Source organism: Amycolatopsis cihanbeyliensis, from assembly GCF_006715045.1.
Lineage (GTDB): Bacteria > Actinomycetota > Actinomycetes > Mycobacteriales > Pseudonocardiaceae > Amycolatopsis > Amycolatopsis cihanbeyliensis.
Genome location: NZ_VFML01000002.1, coordinates 103,728 through 122,594, shown reverse-complemented (window position 1 = coordinate 122,594; position 18,867 = coordinate 103,728). Strand labels below are relative to the sequence as shown.

14 protein-coding genes are annotated in these 18,867 nt (G+C 71.3%); 3 read left to right on the top strand and 11 right to left on the bottom strand.

Going from position 1 to position 18,867, the window contains the following annotated elements; genetic code table 11:
- Together FB471_RS29085 and FB471_RS29080 are read right to left on the bottom strand one after the other, a co-directional pair.
- Positions 1-4,815 (bottom strand): nSTAND1 domain-containing NTPase, encoded by a 4,815-nt coding sequence (locus tag FB471_RS29085; protein ID WP_246076857.1) that lies wholly within the window; start codon positions 4,813-4,815, stop codon positions 1-3.
- 135 nt (positions 4,816-4,950) lie between these two features.
- Complete coding sequence (locus FB471_RS29080; protein WP_142002799.1) at positions 4,951-6,270, bottom strand: NsdA family TPR-like regulatory protein; 1,320 nt, start codon at positions 6,268-6,270, stop codon at positions 4,951-4,953.
- Between the two features lie 711 nt (positions 6,271-6,981).
- On the opposite strand from FB471_RS29080, the gene FB471_RS29075 reads away from it, so the two are divergent.
- Positions 6,982-7,857 carry a universal stress protein gene (locus FB471_RS29075; protein ID WP_142002797.1) on the top strand — a complete coding sequence of 292 codons (876 nt, stop codon included), beginning with the start codon at positions 6,982-6,984 and terminating at the stop codon, positions 7,855-7,857.
- 102 nt (positions 7,858-7,959) lie between these two features.
- On the opposite strand, the gene FB471_RS29070 is transcribed toward FB471_RS29075, so the two are convergent.
- Complete coding sequence (locus FB471_RS29070) at positions 7,960-8,562, bottom strand: HdeD family acid-resistance protein (RefSeq protein ID WP_211358282.1); 603 nt, start codon at positions 8,560-8,562, stop codon at positions 7,960-7,962.
- Between the two features lie 136 nt (positions 8,563-8,698).
- On the opposite strand from FB471_RS29070, the gene FB471_RS29065 reads away from it, so the two are divergent.
- On the top strand, positions 8,699-10,537 hold the full coding sequence (locus tag FB471_RS29065; protein ID WP_142002795.1) for an FUSC family protein: 1,839 nt from the start codon (positions 8,699-8,701) through the stop codon (positions 10,535-10,537).
- A 13-nt stretch (positions 10,538-10,550) separates the two neighbouring features.
- Here FB471_RS29065 and FB471_RS29060 read toward each other — a convergent pair whose 3' ends face one another.
- A complete protein-coding gene (locus FB471_RS29060; RefSeq protein WP_425457134.1) occupies positions 10,551-11,816 on the bottom strand; it encodes a lectin in 1,266 nt (421 codons plus the stop codon).
- A 168-nt stretch (positions 11,817-11,984) separates the two neighbouring features.
- Between FB471_RS29060 and FB471_RS29055 the strand changes: the two genes are divergently transcribed.
- Entirely contained in the window at positions 11,985-12,173 is a 189-nt protein-coding gene (locus tag FB471_RS29055) for a PspC domain-containing protein (protein WP_142002793.1), read from the top strand.
- A 53-nt stretch (positions 12,174-12,226) separates the two neighbouring features.
- Here the strand turns inward: FB471_RS29055 and FB471_RS29050 are convergent, their stop codons facing one another.
- The 7 genes from FB471_RS29050 to FB471_RS29020 all read right to left on the bottom strand — a co-directional run bounded on the left by FB471_RS29050 (position 12,227) and on the right by FB471_RS29020 (position 18,861).
- The gene (locus FB471_RS29050; RefSeq protein ID WP_142002791.1) at positions 12,227-12,991 is read right to left on the bottom strand and encodes an enoyl-CoA hydratase-related protein; all 765 of its coding nucleotides are present in this window, start codon (positions 12,989-12,991) and stop codon (positions 12,227-12,229) included.
- A 28-nt stretch (positions 12,992-13,019) separates the two neighbouring features.
- Positions 13,020-14,297: a ferredoxin reductase domain-containing protein gene (locus FB471_RS29045; protein WP_142002789.1), complete on the bottom strand. Its 1,278-nt coding sequence runs from the start codon at positions 14,295-14,297 to the stop codon at positions 13,020-13,022.
- The gene (locus FB471_RS29040; RefSeq protein ID WP_142002786.1) at positions 14,294-15,880 is read right to left on the bottom strand and encodes an amino acid adenylation domain-containing protein; all 1,587 of its coding nucleotides are present in this window, start codon (positions 15,878-15,880) and stop codon (positions 14,294-14,296) included. The genes FB471_RS29045 and FB471_RS29040 overlap by 4 nt, the downstream gene beginning before the upstream one ends.
- Before the next feature lie 208 nt (positions 15,881-16,088).
- Entirely contained in the window at positions 16,089-16,643 is a 555-nt protein-coding gene (locus tag FB471_RS29035) for a DivIVA domain-containing protein (protein WP_142002784.1), read from the bottom strand.
- A 5-nt stretch (positions 16,644-16,648) separates the two neighbouring features.
- The gene (locus FB471_RS29030; RefSeq protein WP_170221044.1) at positions 16,649-17,080 is read right to left on the bottom strand and encodes a globin domain-containing protein; all 432 of its coding nucleotides are present in this window, start codon (positions 17,078-17,080) and stop codon (positions 16,649-16,651) included.
- Positions 17,062-17,541, bottom strand: coding sequence for a group I truncated hemoglobin (locus FB471_RS29025; protein ID WP_246076856.1), 480 nt, complete (start codon positions 17,539-17,541; stop codon positions 17,062-17,064). The genes FB471_RS29030 and FB471_RS29025 overlap by 19 nt, the downstream gene beginning before the upstream one ends.
- Positions 17,542-17,748: 207 nt before the next feature.
- Positions 17,749-18,861: an acyl-CoA dehydrogenase family protein gene (locus FB471_RS29020; RefSeq protein WP_142002778.1), complete on the bottom strand. Its 1,113-nt coding sequence runs from the start codon at positions 18,859-18,861 to the stop codon at positions 17,749-17,751.
- Positions 18,862-18,867 lie beyond the last annotated feature (6 nt).

Here is an 18,867-nt window from a genome sequence, read left to right as displayed (position 1 = left end):
TCACCGCGCGCACGGCCGGCCGGGGTCGGCCCCGGCCGGCAGGGACGCGCGTTCTTCCGCGGTGTAGTCCCGATCGTTGATCCGGCACAGGTGCTCCATCCAGTGCTCGGGGTCCAACCGCACCGACAATGGGCCGTTCGCCGTGACGGCGGTCAGCGTGTCCCCGTGCCGTGACCAGTTCGCGGGTTCGCCGGGGAGGTGGACGCTCGCGACCTGGCCGCCGGTGGCCAGGTCCCAGACCCGCAACTCGCCCTCCCCGGAGGCGGTGATCAGCTTGTCGGTGTGCGTGAACGCCACCGGCGTGCGATCGCCGGGTACCGGGAGGGGCTGGAATGCCGCACCGTTGGCGTCCGGGTTCCAGATCTCCAGCCGCCCGGCCTCCCGGTAGTGCACGGCCACCCGCGGCTGGCGCCGGTCGGGCAGCAGCACCGGGGGTGGGTTGCCCGGTAGGGGTTGGAAGGCGCGCACCAGCCGTTCGTCCATCATGTTCCACAAGTGGACGCCCTGCGTGGAGGTGGTCAGCATCCGGCCGGGGTCGAGGGGCCACCGCCGGGCCGTCATCTCGCCCGCCACCGCGAGCGTGGACGCCAGCGGCGAGGGTGCCATCCCGAGGTCCTCGCCGGTGCTGATCTCCCACCGGGCCAGGTCGTTGCCCCGGAGCACCGCGACCTCGTCGGCGGACAGCGGGACGATCGAGGTTCGCTGGTCCGCGGCGGTCTCCGGCCTGCCGCCGGGGGGTGGTTGGAGCGGGAACGTGCGCAGCACGGTGAGGTCGGTGGCGGACAGCACGTACAGGGTGCCGGTGTCGCCGATCGCGAAGACATGCCTGCCCTCCGGGCCGAACGCCAGCCGCGGGTTCGCGCCGAGGTCGAGATCCGCCCCACTGGTTCGCGAGTAGGCCGCGATGCGCTGGGTGCCGAGGTCCACGGTCAGCAGGCCGTAGTGCCCGCCGGGCAGCCCGGGGTCCCGCTCGGTCAGCATGGCCATGATCCGGCCGTCCGGGCCGAGCGCGGCGGCCTCCGGGCGGGTCACCGGCCCGAACCGGGCGAGATCATCGGCGGGGCCTGCCGCCTGGACGCGAAACAGCGCGCCGGTGCCGAACACGAACATGGTCGGCACTCCGGACTCGTCGGGGACCGCGACGATGTCCGCGGACGCCCGCCCGTTGAGGCTGTCCGGGCGGGCCCTGCCGGTGCGTGGTGGCGGACGCGGCAGGTAGTTCTGCCCGGTGTGCAGGTCGATCAGGTTGAGCCGGCGAAACGCGTCCGCGCCCGGGGCGCCGCCGAGGACGGCGTACCGGCCGCCGAGGTCGGTGAGCCCCGCCGAGTCCGGGTCGGGACAGTTCGGGACCGGCTCGGTGTGCCGGGCCGCCGCGCTGCCCGGTTCGTGCACGGAGAGCGTGCCCCCTGCGGGGCCGCTCACGCAGCGCACCAGCAGCCCGTCCGGGGTGATCGCGTCGGCGGGTGCCTCGCGCGACACCTCGCCGGTGGTCAGGTCGCGCAGCACCGCGTGCCGGGTCCGGTCGCCCCGGTGTTCGAGGAACCAGGCGTTGCCCTCGGCGGCGTCGATCAGCCGCACGTCGGTGCTCGTCACCCCGGGCGGGGTCGGGAAACCCTCCGTCCTCGGCTCCCGCGCCGACACGTCCCACACCTCGACCTGGCCGGGTGCGGACTCGTCCCGGCCCAGGGTGAGGACCAGGATCGTGCCGTCCGCCGAGAAGCCCGCGCTGCGGATCCGGGTGGTGGCGTCGATGCCGTCCACATCGGATGGTCGCAGGGGCAGCGGGCCGGTGTGCTGCTCGAGGTCCCAGACCGTGACCCCGCCCCGGTCGTTCGTGACGGCGAGCCGGCGACCATCCGGGCTCAGTACGATTCCCCGCAGGTTGGGCACGGTGGCCAGAAACCAGCTGCGCGGCTCGCCGCCGAACAGGTCGGTCCAGGCCGTGATCCGCCCGCCCTCCTCGGCGATCACCGTCGTCCCGCCGTCCCCGGTGACGGCGACCTCGGCGACCGCGCCGGACCACAGACCCGTGCGAACCTCCTCGACCCCGGCATGGGTGAGGTACTGCTGCAGCAGCGCGCCGTACGCCTCGGGCCTGCCGGGATCGTGTCGCCACGCGGCCTGCGCGAGTTGCAGCGCCGTGCGGGGGTTGGTGGCGGCACGTTGCTGCGCCTCCTGGGCCAGTGAGATCGCGGCCGCCCGGCGCAACTGGTCGCTGAGTTCCTGGTTGCGGTTCACCGCGATCCCGGCGAGCACGGTGGTCGCCACGGCGAGTACCCCGATCAACGCCGTGATCAGCCGCCGCTGGCGTTGTCCCCGGCGCTCGTGCCTACGGCTGGTGGTGATGTACTCGCGTTCCTCGCCGGTGAGCTGGCCGGGCTGGGTCTCGAGCCAGTCCTCGGCCGCCGCCAGCGGCGCGCCCCGCAGCAGGGTGGCGTGGTCCCTGCCGGACCGTCGCCACTGCTCCAGGGTGGTCCGCAGTTGCTCCTGCCAGGATCGGAAGTCCTGCGCGGCGACCAGCCACTCGCGTAGCTGCCGCCACTGCTGGACGAGCGCCTCGTGGGTCAGCGCGACGACCTCGGGCTGGCCGGGGTCGTCGCGGAGTACGACCAGATGGTGTGCCGCGAGGGTGCCGGCCAGGGCGCGCGAGTCGGGGTCGAGCCGGTCCAGCCGGGCCGGGGTGAGGGTGAAGCCGCCGTCCTCGCCCGGCCTGGCCAGCTGCACCAGCAACCGCTCGGCGAGTGGTCGTTCCCGCGGCAGCAGCTTGCGCTCGTAGACCTCCTGCGCGTAGGCGGCCAGTGCCCCGGCGACCCCGCCCTGCTGGTCGTAGGCCCGGTGGGTCAGCATCGCGCCCTGCTGGTCCTCCCACAGCCGGGTCAGCGCGAACTCCACCAGGGGAAGCTGACCGGGAGCGTCGGCCGCGTCGGCGATGATCCGGTCGACCAGTCCCGGTTCGAAGGACACCAGCGGCAGCTCCGGTGGGCCGGTGATCGCGGTACGCAGGTCCTCGGTGCCCATCCGTGGCACCGAGACGGTGCGCAGCAGGGGCGCGAGTTCGGAGGTGAGCACCTCGTCCAGGTCGGCCGAGCGTCCGGTGAGCACCGCGCGCAGCGCCGGGGTGCCCGCCGGCAGGGTCGGCGCGGCCCGCACCAGGCCGGCCACCAGGTGCAACAGCTCGCGCGCCGCCTGTGGCTCGGCCGCGACGAGCTCCTCGAACTGATCCACGAACAGCACCAGGTGTCCCACCGACTCGACCACGGCATCGGCCAGCAACGCGACCTCCCCCGGTGTCCGTGGCGCGGCCCGCTGGCCGCCCACGATCGGGGTCAGGGCGTGGGCGAGCAGGTCGGCCGGTGCGATCCCGGGGCTGGGGCGGAATACCGTGATCGCCACGTTCTGCCGCCGCAACGAGGGCAGCAGGCCCGCGCGGACAAGGGAGGACTTCCCGCTGCCCGAGGCGCCGATGACCATGATCATCGGGTGGTCCCCTGTCAGCTCCACGAGTTGCTGGACCTGCCGCTCGCGGCCGTGGAAGAACCGCGCGTCCTGTTCCTGGAAGGGCCGCAGGCCGCGGTAGGGGCACTCGGGGCGCGCGGCGCGGTGCAGCTCGGCATCCGGTGCCGGCACCGCCTCGGGATGGCGGTCACCGGCGCCGGTGTGCCCGGTGTGCTCCTCCAGCAGGGCGAGCAGCGCGGCGGCATGCAGCACCCGGGCGGACCCGTACCGGGGATGGGCCAGGTCCGGCGGCGTGTGGTCACCGGGCGGGAGGTCGAGGTAGCGGGCGTATCCCGCCACGGCGCGCCGGAACTCCCTGTGACGTTCGGCCTCCGTGCCGACCAGTGGCGCCAGCGGATACTCCTCCAGGGTGCGGAACAGGCCCGCGACGCGGTCCTCGGCCCGGGTGCGCAGCCGGTGCAGCCACTCGCCGGCGTCCCTGCCGAGCAGCAGCAGTCGCGCCGGCGGCGCGGTCGCCGGGCGTTCCAGCAACGCGGCGGCCAGCGCGTGCACCTGCTCGCCGCGGTGCTCGGCGCCGTCGACCACGGCCAGCAGCGGGCTGTCCAGCTTGCTGGTGCTGGCCAGGTCGGCACCGGTGGCGGTCTCGTGCACCATCCCGGTGACCCAGCCCTCGCCGCCGAGCTCGTGGCACAGCCGCAGGGCGAGGCGGGTCTTGCCCTGCCCCGCCGGTCCGGTGACCAGCCGGGCCGACACCGCGGCCGGGGTCTTGACCCAGGTCAGCAGGTCGGCACGTTCGTCGTCCCTGCCGGCGAACGGCAGGATCTCGTACTCCGGACGCAGCCAGGCGCTGGGCTTCAGGCCCCTGCTGGCCACCGCGGCGGTGCTGAACGCCCTGGCCAGCACCAGGCTGGGAACCAGGTTGGTGAGCTCGTCCACCAGCCGGGCGAGGTCGCGGGTGTCGTTACGGTGGCTCAGCCGGAGGAACTGGCACCGGGCCAGCGCGGCGATCTCGGCCGGCAGTTCGGCCTCGGACAGCGAGCCACGGTGGTCGAGGAACACCGGGATCACCCGCAGGCCGTGCCGGAAAGCCTCGACCAGCTCCCGGTACACCCAGTCGTCGGCGGTGGCCGCCGCGCCCTGGCCCCGGCCCGGCGGTTCGGCATGCCAGCGTGGTCCCACCACGGCCAGCAGCACGTCGCACTGCGCGAGATGCTTGAGGATGGTTTCGGCGAAGTCCTCACCAGGGCGGATGGACCTGCTGGCGAGGAACACGTGCTCCGCCCCGAACCGCGCGGACAGGATCCGTGTGATCAGCGTAGCCGCGAAGTCGCCGTCCCCGGTGCGGTAGTTGACGAACACACCGCCCAAACGACAAACCTCCCTGCGCGCCCGCCGGCCACCGGGCGTGTCCCGGCCATGCTGAGACTGTCAGTGCGCGCGGGGAGCGGCAAGGGTGTCGTGGAGTGACGAGATACGGGCCCGCTTGAACAGTTCCTAACCGAGCGGGGTGCGCAGGGCGGCGGTCAGCCGGGGGTAGAGCTCACGCACGGGTTGGTGGTTGTGCCAACGGGACAGGGTGCGGGCGAGCCTGCGCAGGTCGACCCGGATGGTGGCCGAGTCGACCACCTCGGCACCGTCCAGCACCTGCCGGGTCAGCGTGCAGGCGTGGTCGACCTCCCCCGCCGCCGCGTAGGCCAGCGCCCGGCGGGCCCCGAACCGGGCGTGCACCCGACGCGCCGTGCCGGGGATGTGGGCGAGCTGCCGGTCGAGCACCTCACCGGCCTCCTGCGGGCGGCCGAGGTCGTGCAGGCACCAGCCCTCCACCGCGGCGGTCAACCCCGGGCCGGGCACTGTCGCCGGGCCGATCACCGGGCCGCCGGGCGCGCTCTCCCCGGAGTCCGCCAGCAGGGTCGCCGCACGGTCCAGTGCCCGGCGGCACTCGTCGTAGTCGCAGGCCAGTGCGTGCCCCTGCGCCTCGCGGGAGGCGGCAAGGCCCCGGATACGGGCGGGGGTGCGCGGATCCGCCTGCGCCTGCCGTGCCAGCTCCACGGTCCCCGCGGCGTCCTCCCGGTAGAGGGTGACCAGCGCCTGCCGGATCAGGGCATAGGTGGTCAGCTCGGTGTCGCCCGCGGCGGTGGCCATCTCCACCGCGCTGCGGGTCCACCACAGCGCGCCGCGGTCGTCCCCGGCCTCCTGGGTCATCCAGCCGGCGTACTCGGCGTAGCGGGCGCCCAGCTTCAGCAGCTCCGCCTGGGTGGGGGAGGAGGCCGAGGCGGCGAGCCCGCGCAGGGTGTGCGTCTGGGCGATCACCGTCGGCAGTACGACGCTGGGGCTGGTGATCTGGCCGAGCTTTCTGGTCTGCTCGAACAGCGCGTGGAAGGCCGGAACCGTCGCCTCCTGCTGCGCCGCGGCCGGCATACCCTGCGCACCGAGGCTGAGCCCCAGCAGCGAGCCCGCGCCCAGCGTGAGCAGTTCCCGACGGCGCATCGGCACCAGGCGGGAAGAACCGTCCGGGTCCATGCTCATCACCCACACTTCGGCATCGTGCTCGACCGCGGCTTCGCCCGGCTGCGCGGCGGAGGGGTCCCTGGTGACCAGCGCGACCAGTTGCCCGCCGGCGTCCAGCGCCGCATCGCAGTACCGGGCCAGGTCGATCCCGGCCGGTTTGTCTCCTGTCTCGATCTTGCCGAGATGGCCTTTGCTGTAGTGCACCCGCTGGGCGAGTGCGGCCAGCGACAACCCCGCCGCGATCCGTCGGCGCCGCAGTTCCGCGCCGAACGAAGCCGCTGCCTGCGCGCCCGCGCCTTCAGTCATGTGCACCCCATGCCGTCGACCGTCCCGCCAGACTACCGACGGTGGTGGTCACCGGCCTAGGAACGGCCCGGTGACCGTTGACCCGGGCCACCGGCGGCGAGGGGGAGGTGCCATCTCATACCAGCGAGTATGTACGGCGCCGTCGGAGGTGACCATCCGTCGCCCGTCGTCTCCCGGCCGAGGCGACGGGCACCCCGCCGAAAACCGGCGGCGGAAGGCGCATGCTGTGACGTGCGGCCGTTCCCGTACCGGTGCCGGGGACGACCATGGCAGCAGTGCTGGCATCTGGGGGTGCGCTGCTGCCGTAGCCGGGTCGTGAGCGCGCGCAGGGCCGGGGTCGTGCCGCGCGCTCACGACCCCGGCCCGGTGAACGGGTGCGGCGCTGGACCGACTCCGCTGGGCGACGTGGTTCAGCCGCTTCGCCGCCGCGCCGTTCGCGCCGTTCGATGTCACTCCCCGGCCGTTGCGCCGGGGTGTTCCTGTCCTCGTCCGCGCCGCACGCGACAGCCGTACCGCCGATGGTGAGCAGCGTAGGCACTCCGGCGAGTGGGGCCCAAAGACCCGGCCTCCGGGGACACCCGACCCCTGCGCTCCGCGAGGTTTGGCGGCGAAGCTCATCGAGGAAACCGGGATAGTTCACGTTCCTTCTCGCGGCGACAGTCCGGCGGTGGCCGGACGGCGAGGAGGCAAGGAGAAGGAGAACACGGCATCATGACCGACACCGCGCAACAGCACGCCATTCTCGCCGGTGTGGACGGCTCCGACACGGCGCTGCTGGCCGTCCGCTGGGCCGCGCTCGAGGCGCGGCGGCGCGACCTGCCACTGCGCCTGCTGCACGTCGGCGTCACCTACCCGCTCATCGCACGGGGCCACGACGACGGGATCGTGGCTCAGGGCGACGAGTGGGTGAACGCGGCCGCCGGGGTGGCCGCCGGGGCCGCGCCCGGTGTGCGGATCGAACGGCAGGTCACCCTCGGCGATCCCGCCCAGATGCTGGTCGAGGCTTCCGGCCAGGCCCGAACGGTGGTACTCGGTTCGCGTGGCCTCGGCGGGTTCGGCAGCCTGCTGGTCGGTTCGATCGCGGTGACCGTGACGGCGCACGCGCACTGCCCCGTGGTGGTGCTCCGGGGCGAGGGCCTGCCCAGGGCAGACGCCCCCGTGGTGGTCGGGATGGACGGTTCACCGGCGGGGGAGTCGGCGGTGGAGTTCGCGTTCGAGCAGGCCTCGATGCGGCAGGCGCCACTGGTCGCCGCGCACACCTGGCACGAGAGCGCGTTGGACGGTGCGTGGGTGGCCGAACCGTTCGCGATCGACGTGGCCGAGACGCACGAGGGTGAGCGGCGGCTGCTGTCCGAGCGGCTGGCGGGCTGGCGGGAGAAGTATCCCGAGGTCGAGGTGCGGCCCGAGGTGCTGCACACCCGGTGGCCGGCCAAAGGCCTGCTGGAGGCGGCGGCCGCGGCCCAGTTGCTCGTCGTGGGCTCGCACGGCCGGAACGCGCTGACCGGCCTGCTGCTCGGCTCGACCAGCCAGGCGTTGCTGCACAAGGCGGAGTGCCCGGTCGCGGTCGTGCGGGCGGAGGACGGCTGAGCCAGGGTCGTCCGTCACCGGCCTGCCGGTCCGGGCGGCCGGCACGCACCTGTTCACGCCGGCCACGAGCACTGTATAACGTCCTGTACGTCCCTGCTGGGGTCAGCCGAAACTGCGACCGAAGGAACGCAGCCGGAACCCGAGCACGATCAGGGCCATTCCCCACACGGCGGCGAAGATGCCGATGGCGACCACCAGCGCGAGCGCGCCCTCGGCGGGTTGGACGATCAGCAGCACGCCCAGCGCCAGCGCGATGACCCCGGTGAGCGCGAGCAGCCACTCGTTGTCGATCACCTTGCGCAGCCGGATCGCGGCGGCGACCTGCAGCACACCGGCCACGATGGACCAGGCCGCGATGAGCAGGAGCAGCACCAGCACGGTGATCTCCGGCCAGACCAGGGCGAGCGCGCCGGTGAGCACACCCAGCGCGCCGAGCAGCACGTGGGCCCACCGGTCGGCGCCGGGAATCGGCCCGCCGGTGAGGCCGATCACCGCCGCCGCGATCCCGTCGACGAGGACGTAGGCGCCCCACAACACGGCAAGGGCCAGCACGGTGATCCCCGGCCAGGCGACGGCCAGTATTCCGAACAGGACGGCGACGGCTCCGCGCAGCACGACCAGCCACCACTGGCGGCGCAGCAACTCCAGCATCGTTCTCCTCGTCCGGTCCCCGCACACGGCGAAGTCCAGTTCAGGACAGTTCATCGGGAACCCAATCATCGGGACAGTGGCGTGGACCGGCAACGGCAGGCCGGCGGATTCCGCCTTCCGGGGCATACGCCGGATCGCGCACCGGGTGTGGCTCTGCCAGAGTGCACCCGGGACGCGGAGAGGAGGCCGGGTGCGCGGAGTCGGCATGCCGGTGGTCCTGCTGGTGGTGGTCGGCGGCACGAGCGGCCTCGGGTTCCTCCTCGGGCTGGGCAACGCCGCGATCCTGGCAGGCCTGACCGCGCTGTTCTGCCTGCTGGCCTCCTTCGGCGGTCCGCTCGGGGCCGACCTGCGCCTGCTCGCGGTCCTCGCCCCCGCGTTGCTGCTCGGCGTCGGCGTGCCGAAGCTGCTCGCCGGTCCCGCCCCGGCGGCGGCGATCGCCCTGCTCACGGTGGTCGTGTTCGGTGCGGCGCTGCTGCCGGTACTCGGCCCCCGCTTCGCCCCGGTCGGCCTCGGACTCGGCATGGCCTCCTTGTTCGGCTACGGCTTCCAGCTGACCGGGAGCGCGACGGCGGGCCAGATACTGGGTGCCCCCGCACTCGCCATCGGGGTGGTCCTGCTGCTGCGGGTGCTGTCGGGCATCCGCGACCCCAGCGGCCCCACCAGAAAGGCACTGGCCGACGCGCTGGCCGAGGACGCACCGGGCACGGCCGAACACGCGGGGCGGGTGTGGTTGTCCGAGCGTCCCGTGCAGTGGACGACACGGGTGCTCGGCGGGATCCTGCGCCTGCGCACGTTGACCGCGATCCTGGAGGGTCGGAGGAAGAGCGTCGAATCCGGCCCGGCGCGGGAGCTCGGTGAGATCCTCGGGGTGGCGCGCCGGGACGCGGCGGCGCTCGCCGACTCGGTACGTGCCCGCACCGCCCCGGCCGAGCCGGAACCGGTCCGTCGTGGGCAGCCGGGACCGCTGCCCGGCGGCACCGGTCGGCTCGTGACGGCACTGTGGTCGACGCTGGAGTCCATCCGGGAGGCGTCCCGCGACCGCGACCGTTCCCGTGTGGAGCTTCCGCGTGGGCTGCGGCGCGAGGTACGGCTGAGTTTCCTGCGTGGGACGGTGAGCTGGGGTTCGCCGCAGCTGCGGCACGCGGTCCGGTGTGCCCTCGGCGTGTTGCTCGCGTTGCTGATCGCGCACACGCGGCCGGGCGATCCGCTGACGGTGTCCTTCCTGCTCACCACCTTCGGGATCATGCAGCCGGAATGGCGGGACAGCCTGGAGAAGGCATGGCAGCGGGTCGCCGGATCGCTGGCCGGCGCGGTGGTGCTTGCGCTGGCCCTGTGGCTGTTGCCCTCGGCGGCCTTGCTGCCGGTCGCGGTGGTCGCCATGCTGGTCGGGCTGTCCCTGATGCGACGCCTGCCGCTGGTGTTCAACGGCTGCGTCGTGCTGATGGCGGTAGGCATGAACGCGGCGAGCGGGCAGCTGGACGCCGGTTACCTGCTGGTGGAGTACCTGCTGCTGATGTTGCTCGCGGTGGTGGTCGGGCTGCTGTTCGGTTTCGCCGCGATCCCCGGGGTGGGTAAACCGGACGTCCGTCGGCGATGGGACCGCGCCCTGCGTACCGGCCGGGACCTGCTCGAGGAGGCCGCGGCCCCGCTGCGCGGGCAGGACACCGCCGGGGACCGGCTGGCCCACCGGTTGCGCGCGGCCGCGCTGGCCGCGCAGCAGCTGCCGACCGGCGAGCCAGGGGCCGCGCCACCCACGGCGCGCCAGCAGCAGGCGGCCGAGCAGGTCGTCGACGGGTTGCACGGCCTGTACGCGGCCGTGGCGGCCCTGCTGGCACGCCGGGAGGCGGACCCGGGGATGGCGACCGTACTGGAGTGCGCCGCCGAGGCACTCACCGCCGAGGCGGAGCCGGACCTGGCGCCGATCGAGGCGCTGCGCGCCGGTGAGCGCGACGAGGAGCGGCTGCTGCTCCTGGACGCGGTCTCCACCGGGCTGTACCGGGTCCGGCAGGCCGCGCTCGACCTGCGGTGACCGGCCCCGCGGGTCAGGCCGCGGACACGGTCCACTTCTGGTTGGCCGCACCGGTACAGGTCCAGATCTGCAGGGGTGTCCCGTTCGCCGGGTTGTTCCCGGTGACGTCGAGGCAGCTGTCCCCCGCCAGGTACACGATGTCTCCGGCCCGGGTGACCGTCCAGCGTTGCGCCGCCGTGCCGTTGCAGTCCCAGAGCTGTACGGCGGTGCCGTTGGCCGTCGAGCCGCCGTCCACATCGAGGCACTTGCCGAGCGCGCGGATGGTGCCGTCCGCGCCGACCGTCCACCGTTGCGCGGCGGTTCCGTTGCAGTCGTGGAGCTGCACCGGGGTGCCGTTCGCGGTCGCCGCCCCCGCCACGTCCATGCACTTGCCGTTCAACCCGGTGATCGCGCCGCCCTGGCCGCCCTCGCCCTGGGTGACGCGGACGTAGTCGACCACCAACTGCTGCGGGAAGGTGGTGTTCTCGTCCGGCTCACCCGGCCAGTCGCCGCCCACCGCGAGGTTCAGGATCATGAAGAACGGCTTGTCGAACACCCACTCCCTGCCGCCGAGATCGGCCGGGGTGAGCCGGTGGTAGACCGTGCCGTCCACGGACCAGGTGATCGAGTCGGGAGCCCAGTCGACGGCGAAGGTATGGAAGCCGTCGGCGAAAGCCTGCCCGCCCGGGAGGGTGTAGCCCGAACCGATGCCGTTCGCGCCGGAGTACCCGGGCCCATGCACGGTGCCGTGCACCGTGCTCGGCTCCGACCCGATGTTCTCCATGACGTCGATCTCCCCGCTGGCCGGCCATCCGACGGAACCGATGTCGTTGCCGAGCAACCAGAACGCCGGCCACATGCCCTGGCCCCTTGTCATCTTGACGCGTGCCTCGAAATGCCCGTAGGCCTGGGTGAACCGGCCCGCGCTGTTCAGCCGCGCCGAGGTGTACCGGCAGTGTCCGTACCAGCACTGGTAACCGGCGGGATTCTCCTCGCGCGCGGTGATGACCAGGTTCCCCTGCCCGTCCTGCACGGCGTTGCGGGTGTCGCCGGTGTAGTACTGCAGTTCGTGGTTGCTCACGTTGTCGCCGGTCTCGAGTTGCCACTTGCTGCCGTCCACCGGCGTGCCGGCGGGGCCGTCGAAACCGTCGAAGAAGGTGACCGCCTGCGCGGCGGGTGCCGCGGGCTCCGGTGCCGCGGGTTCGGCGGCGACCGCGCCCCCTGCCGTCGCCGCCGTCACGGTGATCGCAGCGGCCAGACCGATCCGCAGCCGTCGGGCGAGCCGAGTATGGGACATCATGGACATCGCCGTCACCCTTCGTATTTGTTCGTGGACACAACAAATGGTGACTGGACTGGACCACTGAGGCAAGGGGTTCGGGGTGGTGCCCGGTCGCGAGCTGCCCACCGGCGCCACGGAGTGCCCGCCACTAGAGTGCGAGGGGAGTCGAGCAGAAGGAGGGAACCCATGGGCGCCGTGCTGGACCGTCCCCGGAACGGGAAGGTCATCGCCGGGGTGTGTGCCGGTATCGCCGATCGGATGGGGTGGAACCGGAGCAAGGTGCGGCTGGTGTTCGTGCTGTCCTGCATCCTGCCCGGACCACAGTTTCTCGCCTACATCGTACTGTGGGTGTTGATGCCCAAGCGCGAGGCCTGAGTGGCGGCCACCCTCGGCGGGGCAACGATGCGGCCCCGCCGAGGGCGAGCACGTCAGCCGCCGGTGAAGTGGGGTTGTCGTTTCTCCAGGAACGCCCGCATTCCCTCCGCCTGGTCGGCGGTCGCGAACAGGGCATGGAAGATCCGGCGTTCGAACCGAAGTCCCTCGGCAAGGCCGCCCTCCAGCGCGCGGTCGACCGACTCGCGTGCCGCCAGGACGGCGAGCCTGCCACGGCCGGCGATACCCTCCGCGATGGCGGCCACCTCGGTCAGCAGCCGCTCGTCCGGGAAGACCCTGGAAACCAGGCCGCACCGTTCGGCTTCGGCGGCGTCCATCATCCGGCCGGTGAGAACCAGATCCATCGCCTTGGCCTTGCCGACGAGCCGGGTGAGCCGCTGGGTCCCGCCGATACCGGGAATCACGCCGAGGGTGATCTCGGGTTGGCCGAACCGCGCCGAGTCGGCGGCGACGATCAGGTCGCACATCATCGCCAGCTCGCACCCGCCGCCGAGGGCGTAGCCGGAAACCGCGGCGATCTTCGGGGTACGCAGCGCGGCGAAGGCGTCCCAGCCGGCGAAGAAGTCCGTCGTGTACACCTCGGCGAAGGACTTCCCCGCCATCTCGCCGATATCGGCCCCGGCGGCGAAGGCCCGTTCCGAGCCGGTGATGACGAAACACCCCACCTCGGGATCGGAGTCCAGCGGCCGCAGGGTCTCGATGAGCTCGGTCAGCAGTTCGGTGCTCAGTGCGTTGCGGACCTCGGGTCGGTGCAGCCGTACCGTGACGACCCGTCCGCTACGTTCGATCTTCAGGTTCATCGTTGCCTCGTCTCGTGTCCGGTCGCGGTCAGGAATCCCAGATCGCGCCGTAGGCCGGGATACCGCGTTGTTCAAGGCCCTGCACGACCCGCCAGGTGAGTTTCTTGTTCGAGATGCAGATGACGGCCTCCGCGCCGAAGTCCCGGTAGGCCGCGTAGGCCAGCCGGACCATATCGGGCTTGCCGTGTGCCGAGGTGTCCCAGATCATCGCGTTCGGTTGCGCCGCAAGGATTTCGTCGACCAGCGCGGGACCGTAGGTGTCGCGGGGTTCGCGGGTCGCCCAGACCAGGCGGGCGGGGACCTGCTGGGCCAGCAGATGCGGGAGGCACGGTCCGATCCCGCTGCCGGTGGCCACGTACACCACCTTGCTGAACAGGGTTTCGATATTGGCGACCCCCGCGGTGGTGATGCCCTTGACCCAGACATGGGACGGCAGGTCGTCGATGAACGATCCGGTCCAGTCGCCCGCGCGGGAGATGGTCAGCCGGAAACCGTCGGTGTCCGGTGCCGGGATGTTGGCGAACGAATGCCATTCCCGCAGCGGGCTGCGGCTGATCGTGGTGGACGAGCCGGGGAACGGTTTCCTGCCGCGGGTGAAGCGGGCCAGCGCCACATGCGCGGAGGGTCGTTCGGTGTGCACCGGAACGCGACGCAGCCGTAGCCACGGCAGGGCCACGCTCACCGTGGCCAGCGCCAGCAGCCACACTCCCGCGGAGCCGAGCAGTACGGTCTGGGACCAGAACAAGCCGAGCGCGGCCCAGCCGCCGAACCGGTGGATCAGCTCGAACCGGTCGTGGTATCTCGACCGGAACGCGGGCAGCGCGGTGGCCACCAGCACCAGGAGGAGGCCGGCCAGCAGGTACGAGACAAGCAGCACGGCGGTGTCCGCGCCCCGCACGGTGAGCAGTGCGGTGAGCGTGCCGAACCACAGCGTGCCCGCGATCGCCGCGCCCGCGTGCAGGCCGCCGAAGTGGTACACCTTCGCCAGGGTCCACCTGATCCGCAACGGCCAGCTGGTGGGCGCCCTGGTGGCCAGCCAGAACAGGAAGTTGATGACGTACTGCTGGCGGACGAGCACGGCAAGGGTGATGTTGGCGGTGGTCGCCCATGCGGCGAACGATGTGCCGGGGCCGCCGTCGCCGAGCTGGAGTCCGAGCAGGACGATGTTCAGCACGAGCACGAGCGCGGCCAGCCGGTGATAGTGCATCAGCCGCGGATGCTTGCCGATCCGGCGCAGCGCCGAGGTCGGCGGGGGCAGGGTGACCTGGTCGGTCGCGGGCGGGGATTCGCGCAGGATCGCCGTCATGCCGCGATCCCTTCCGTGCGGGCGATCCTGAGCAGCGCCGCTTTGTCGATCTTTCCCCGGCTGGTGGACGGCAACGCGGGCAGTGGGTACACCCGCGCGGGCACGCAGTAGTAGGGCAGTGCCGCGGCCACCGCCGCTGCCGCCTCGACCGGATCGACCGCGGTGGGCTGGACGAAGGACACCAGCGTCCGGTCGTCCAGTTTGATCGTCGCGGCCCTGGTGCATCCCGGAACGACCTCCAGCGCGGCCGACACCGAGTCCAGCTCCACCCGGAAGCCCCGGACCTTCACCTGGTCGTCGGTCCGGCCCAGATGCTCCAACTCGCCGTCGGGGGTCCAGCGGCCGAGGTCGCGGGTGCGGAACATCAACCGGTTCCCCGGCAGGAACGGATCCGGTGCGTAGCGCTCGGCATTGAGCCGCGGGTTGTCCAGGTATCCCGCGGACACCCCGGCCCCGCCGGCCCACATCTCCCCGGTTTCCCCGATCGGGCAGGGCCTGCGGTGCTCGTCGAGCACGTACACGGTGTTGTTCGGCGTCGGGCGGCCGATGGTGAGCCGCAGGGCGCCGGGCTCGTGCCGCTGCATGGTGTTCACGATCGTCGTCTCGGTCGGCCCGCAGGCGTTGTGGAAGGTGCACAACCGTGCCCACCGGTCGGCGAGCGGCCGCGGGCACGGTTCCCCGGCCACGGCGACCCGCCGTATCCGCCGGGCGGACGCGGGGTCTATCGAGCCCAGAACGGTCGGCGTGGCGATCACGACCTCCACCTCGCGGACGGTGTCGGCGAGGTCCTCGTCCCGGATGACCAGGGTACCGCCGTGGCTGAGGCAGCCGAGTATCTCCCACGCGGCCATGTCGAAGGCGATGTTCAGCAGTTGGGCGACCCGCCAGCCCGGCCGGATCCCCAGGCCACCCGGTTCGCCCAGCAGGATGTTGCACACGTTGCCGTGCGTGATCCGCACGCCGTTCGGATTTCCGGTGGTTCCCGAGGTGAACAGCACGTAGCAGGTGTCCTCCGCGCGACCCGGTTCCGGGGGCGGGAAGTCCTCCTCCGGCGCGGGTCCGGCGGGCGGGTCCGGCAGGGTGTCCAGCGTGAGGCAGGTGTGCCCCTCGGGCGCCGGGATGCGGTCGGCGAGGTCGGAAAGGGTGAGTATGACGCGGGTGCCCGCGGTGGCGATGATGTGCCGTAGCTGCGGTTCGGTGGCGATGCGGACATCCTGTGGCACATAGCCGGCCCCCGCCTTGAGCGTGCCCAGGATGCCGGTCAGCATCGGGATGCCGCGGCGCAGGAACAGCCCGACCCGGTCGCCGCGGCGTACCCCGTATCCGGCCAGAATACGGGCCAACCGGTCGGCCCGGCGGTTCAGCTCGCCGTAGGTGATTCGTTCGCCCCGGTGCTCGGCGGCGATCGCGTCCGGCGCCGCGGCGGCGTGGTGCTCGAAGGCGTGGTGCACAAGGGTGTGTGGCACCGGCCTGCTCTCGCCCCACCCGAATGCGTGGAACAGCAGGCGATCGTTGTCGGAGAGGTTTTCCAGCGGGTCGGCCGTGGGTTCCGTTCTCGGGTGATCAACCGTTTTTTGGCGCATGAAACGGACCTCCGGTGCTCATCGTGTGACCTGCGAATACGGAAACACTCCTACCCGCGCGGTCCGTCATGTATCCAGCGTCGACCCCCTTTCGTAAGAAATTGATAACAAGAATCGTTGAATACTGTGATCAAGTTGGCCTGATCGGCCGATGTCAACTGAGTGTGTATGAGCTACGAGGAAGAATGAAGTGGCCCCGCCCGGTCGGTCAGGACCGGCCGTCCGCACGATGTACCCCCAGCGACGGTGACTGGTCGGCCTGCCATCCTTCGGCGTCGCCGCCGGCTGGATTGCCGAGGTCGTGGATCTCCTGGATCAGCCGCTGCAGCTGGGCCTCGAGCAGGTTTCGGATCACCGACGCGTGCACGCTGACCACCTTGGCTTGATCGCTGGCCTGATGCACGATCTCGTCGAATCGTTGCCGCGCGGCCGCTTCGGACTGCCGCAGCAGGTGTTGCGCCCTGGCTTCGAGTGACTCGGCGCGGAGCTGGGCCCGGCTGTAGATATTGACCTCCGCGGGGGTCGGTTCGCGCCGCCCCTCGTCCGGCACTCCGTGCGAGCGGCGCCAGTCGCGGATCCGGTGGATTTCCTCGCGTTCCCTTGCGATCTCCCGATCGCGCTCGGCCAGCGCCTCGGCCAGCAGGTCGAGGAACGCGTCCACATCGCTTTCCCGGTACCCGCGGGTGCCGAACCGGCTCGGCGGGAACCGGACCCCGCGTACGTCGTGCGGGGTGAGTCGGTGGTGTCGGGAAGAATGCGGCATAGTGATCACCTCCAGGTTCCGGGCCGGTCGGTGCCGGAGCTTTCGGCGGCCTCCAGCATTACCGCGCTGATCGCCTGGTACGCCTCGGCCCAGTTCGTGGCCAGTTCCGGCGTCCAGGCAGCGCCCTCGAAATGCGCCAACGTGGCGATCAGGCTGGATCCCACCGGCGGGTAATGCTCCGGTTTTGCGCCGAATTCGACATGTTCGCTGCCCAATCGTGCCAGGAAATCCCCGAGCCGGTCGACTTGGTCCACCGAGGCCACGATCGTGCCGAGGGCATTGACGAACTTGTCCCGCTGGCCTGCCATGCCCAGCGGAAACATGTCACGAATCGCCGGTTCACGCAGCGCGAGATGCGAGTAGAAGTACAATGCCACCGCGTCGCCGCCCGCGGCGCACACCCGCGTCCAGGATTCTTTCAGTGCCGCCGGATCCACTGCCCGTCCACACCGACGATCTGCGATCTCAGGCTCCCTATCCTGGTGAGCACGGTCGCCACATCCTCCTCGGCCACCGCGTGCTCACGCAGCGACTGTGCCAGCAACTCGGCGATACCGTCGAAATCGCTTCCGGTCACCGCGAGGCCTTCGTGCGCGCTGTTCAGGTCGCGACCGCGGTAGGTGTCCGGGCCGCCGACCGCGGAGATCAGGAATGCCGTCATATGCCTGCGCTGTATCGGCATGCTGACCCCGGCGAAATGGCGCTGGAGGTCGGCATCCGCGAGTACTCGCCGATAGAAATCATCAACTATCGCGGCCGTTCCCGCGTGCCGACCGAGACGTTGATACAGGCCTGAACCCGACACAAGATCAACCTTTCCGGTGTTGTGAGAGGATCTTCGAACCGGTTCTCGGCGGCATTCCTCCGCCGTTGTTATCGACCGGTACGGTAGATGCATACCACCGCGGGCGGGCATCGCGAAACGGTCGCGGCCCACTGAGCGGGCAGCACAACCCGAATGGCCGCATATGCATTGGCACGTGCGGAGGCCGTGTGCACACCGGCACGTCCTCTGTTGGCCGTACGCAAACAGCAAAAACGGGCATGTGAGCGGCAAACTCACGTACGTGAGCGGCAAACTCGTGCGCGGGAACGGCAAACACGATCAGAGGCCGAGGGACTTGCCGATGATGTCCCGTTGGATCTCGCTGGTTCCGCCGTACACGGTGGAAACGACGCTGCTGCGGAGCAGGCGCTCCATGCCGTACTCGGTGGCGTAGCCGTAGCCGCCCATCATCTGCATGCCGTCCAGTGCCATGGCCTTGGCGAACTCGGTGGCCTTGAGCTTGGCCATCGAGGCCGCGCGGGGGAGTGGCTCACCCGGGTTCTCCTCGATCCTGCGGGCCACGTCGTGTACCAGCAGGCGGGTGCATTCCAGCTCGGTCGCGTGGTCGGCGAGCCGGTGCCGCAGGGCTTGGAAGCTGCCGACCGGCCGGCCGAACTGCTCGCGCTGCCGCACGTAACCCACCGTGTCGTCGAAGGCGCGCCGGGCGGTGCCGAGCATATGTGCCGCCAGGATCATCCGCTCGATGTTCAACCCGGCCATCAGTTGCGGCCAGGCCCTGCCCTCCACGCCGACCACCGCGTCCGCGGGCAGGAGGCAGTCGGTGAGGTACAGGTCGTTGACCTCCCTGCCACCCATGGTGTCGATGCCGTGCACGGTGAGCCCTTCGATGCCGGCGGGCACCGAGAACATGGTCAACCCCTCGTGCTTGCCTCCCTCGGTGGAGGTGCGCGCCACCAGCAGGATGTGCTCGGCGATATGCGCGTTCGAGCACCAGGTCTTCTGCCCGTTCAGCACCCAGCCCTCGGCGGTACGCTCCGCGCGGCAGGTCAGCGCTCCCACGTCCGAGCCGGCACCCGGCTCGGACATCGAGATCGACAGTACCCTGCCGTTCAGGAAGTCGGTGAGCACCCGACGTTTCTGGGCCTCGTTACCGAAGTTCCGGTACGCGGCCGCCGTGATCACCGAGGTGGCGAACCCACCGATCGGCGCCTGCCAGTAGCCGGTCTCCTCGAGGAACAGCACCAGGTCCGTCATCCCGCCACCGGAGCCGCCGTACTCCTCCGGGAGCGCGATGCCGAGCCAGCCGAGCTCGGCCAGCTTCGCGTAGATCCCCGCGTCGTGTGGTGCCGCGGACGCGCCGGGCAACTCGCGGCGGCAGAACTCGCCGATGGCGTGCACGAAGTCACGCTGCTGCTGGGTGGGTGTCGTCATCAGTAC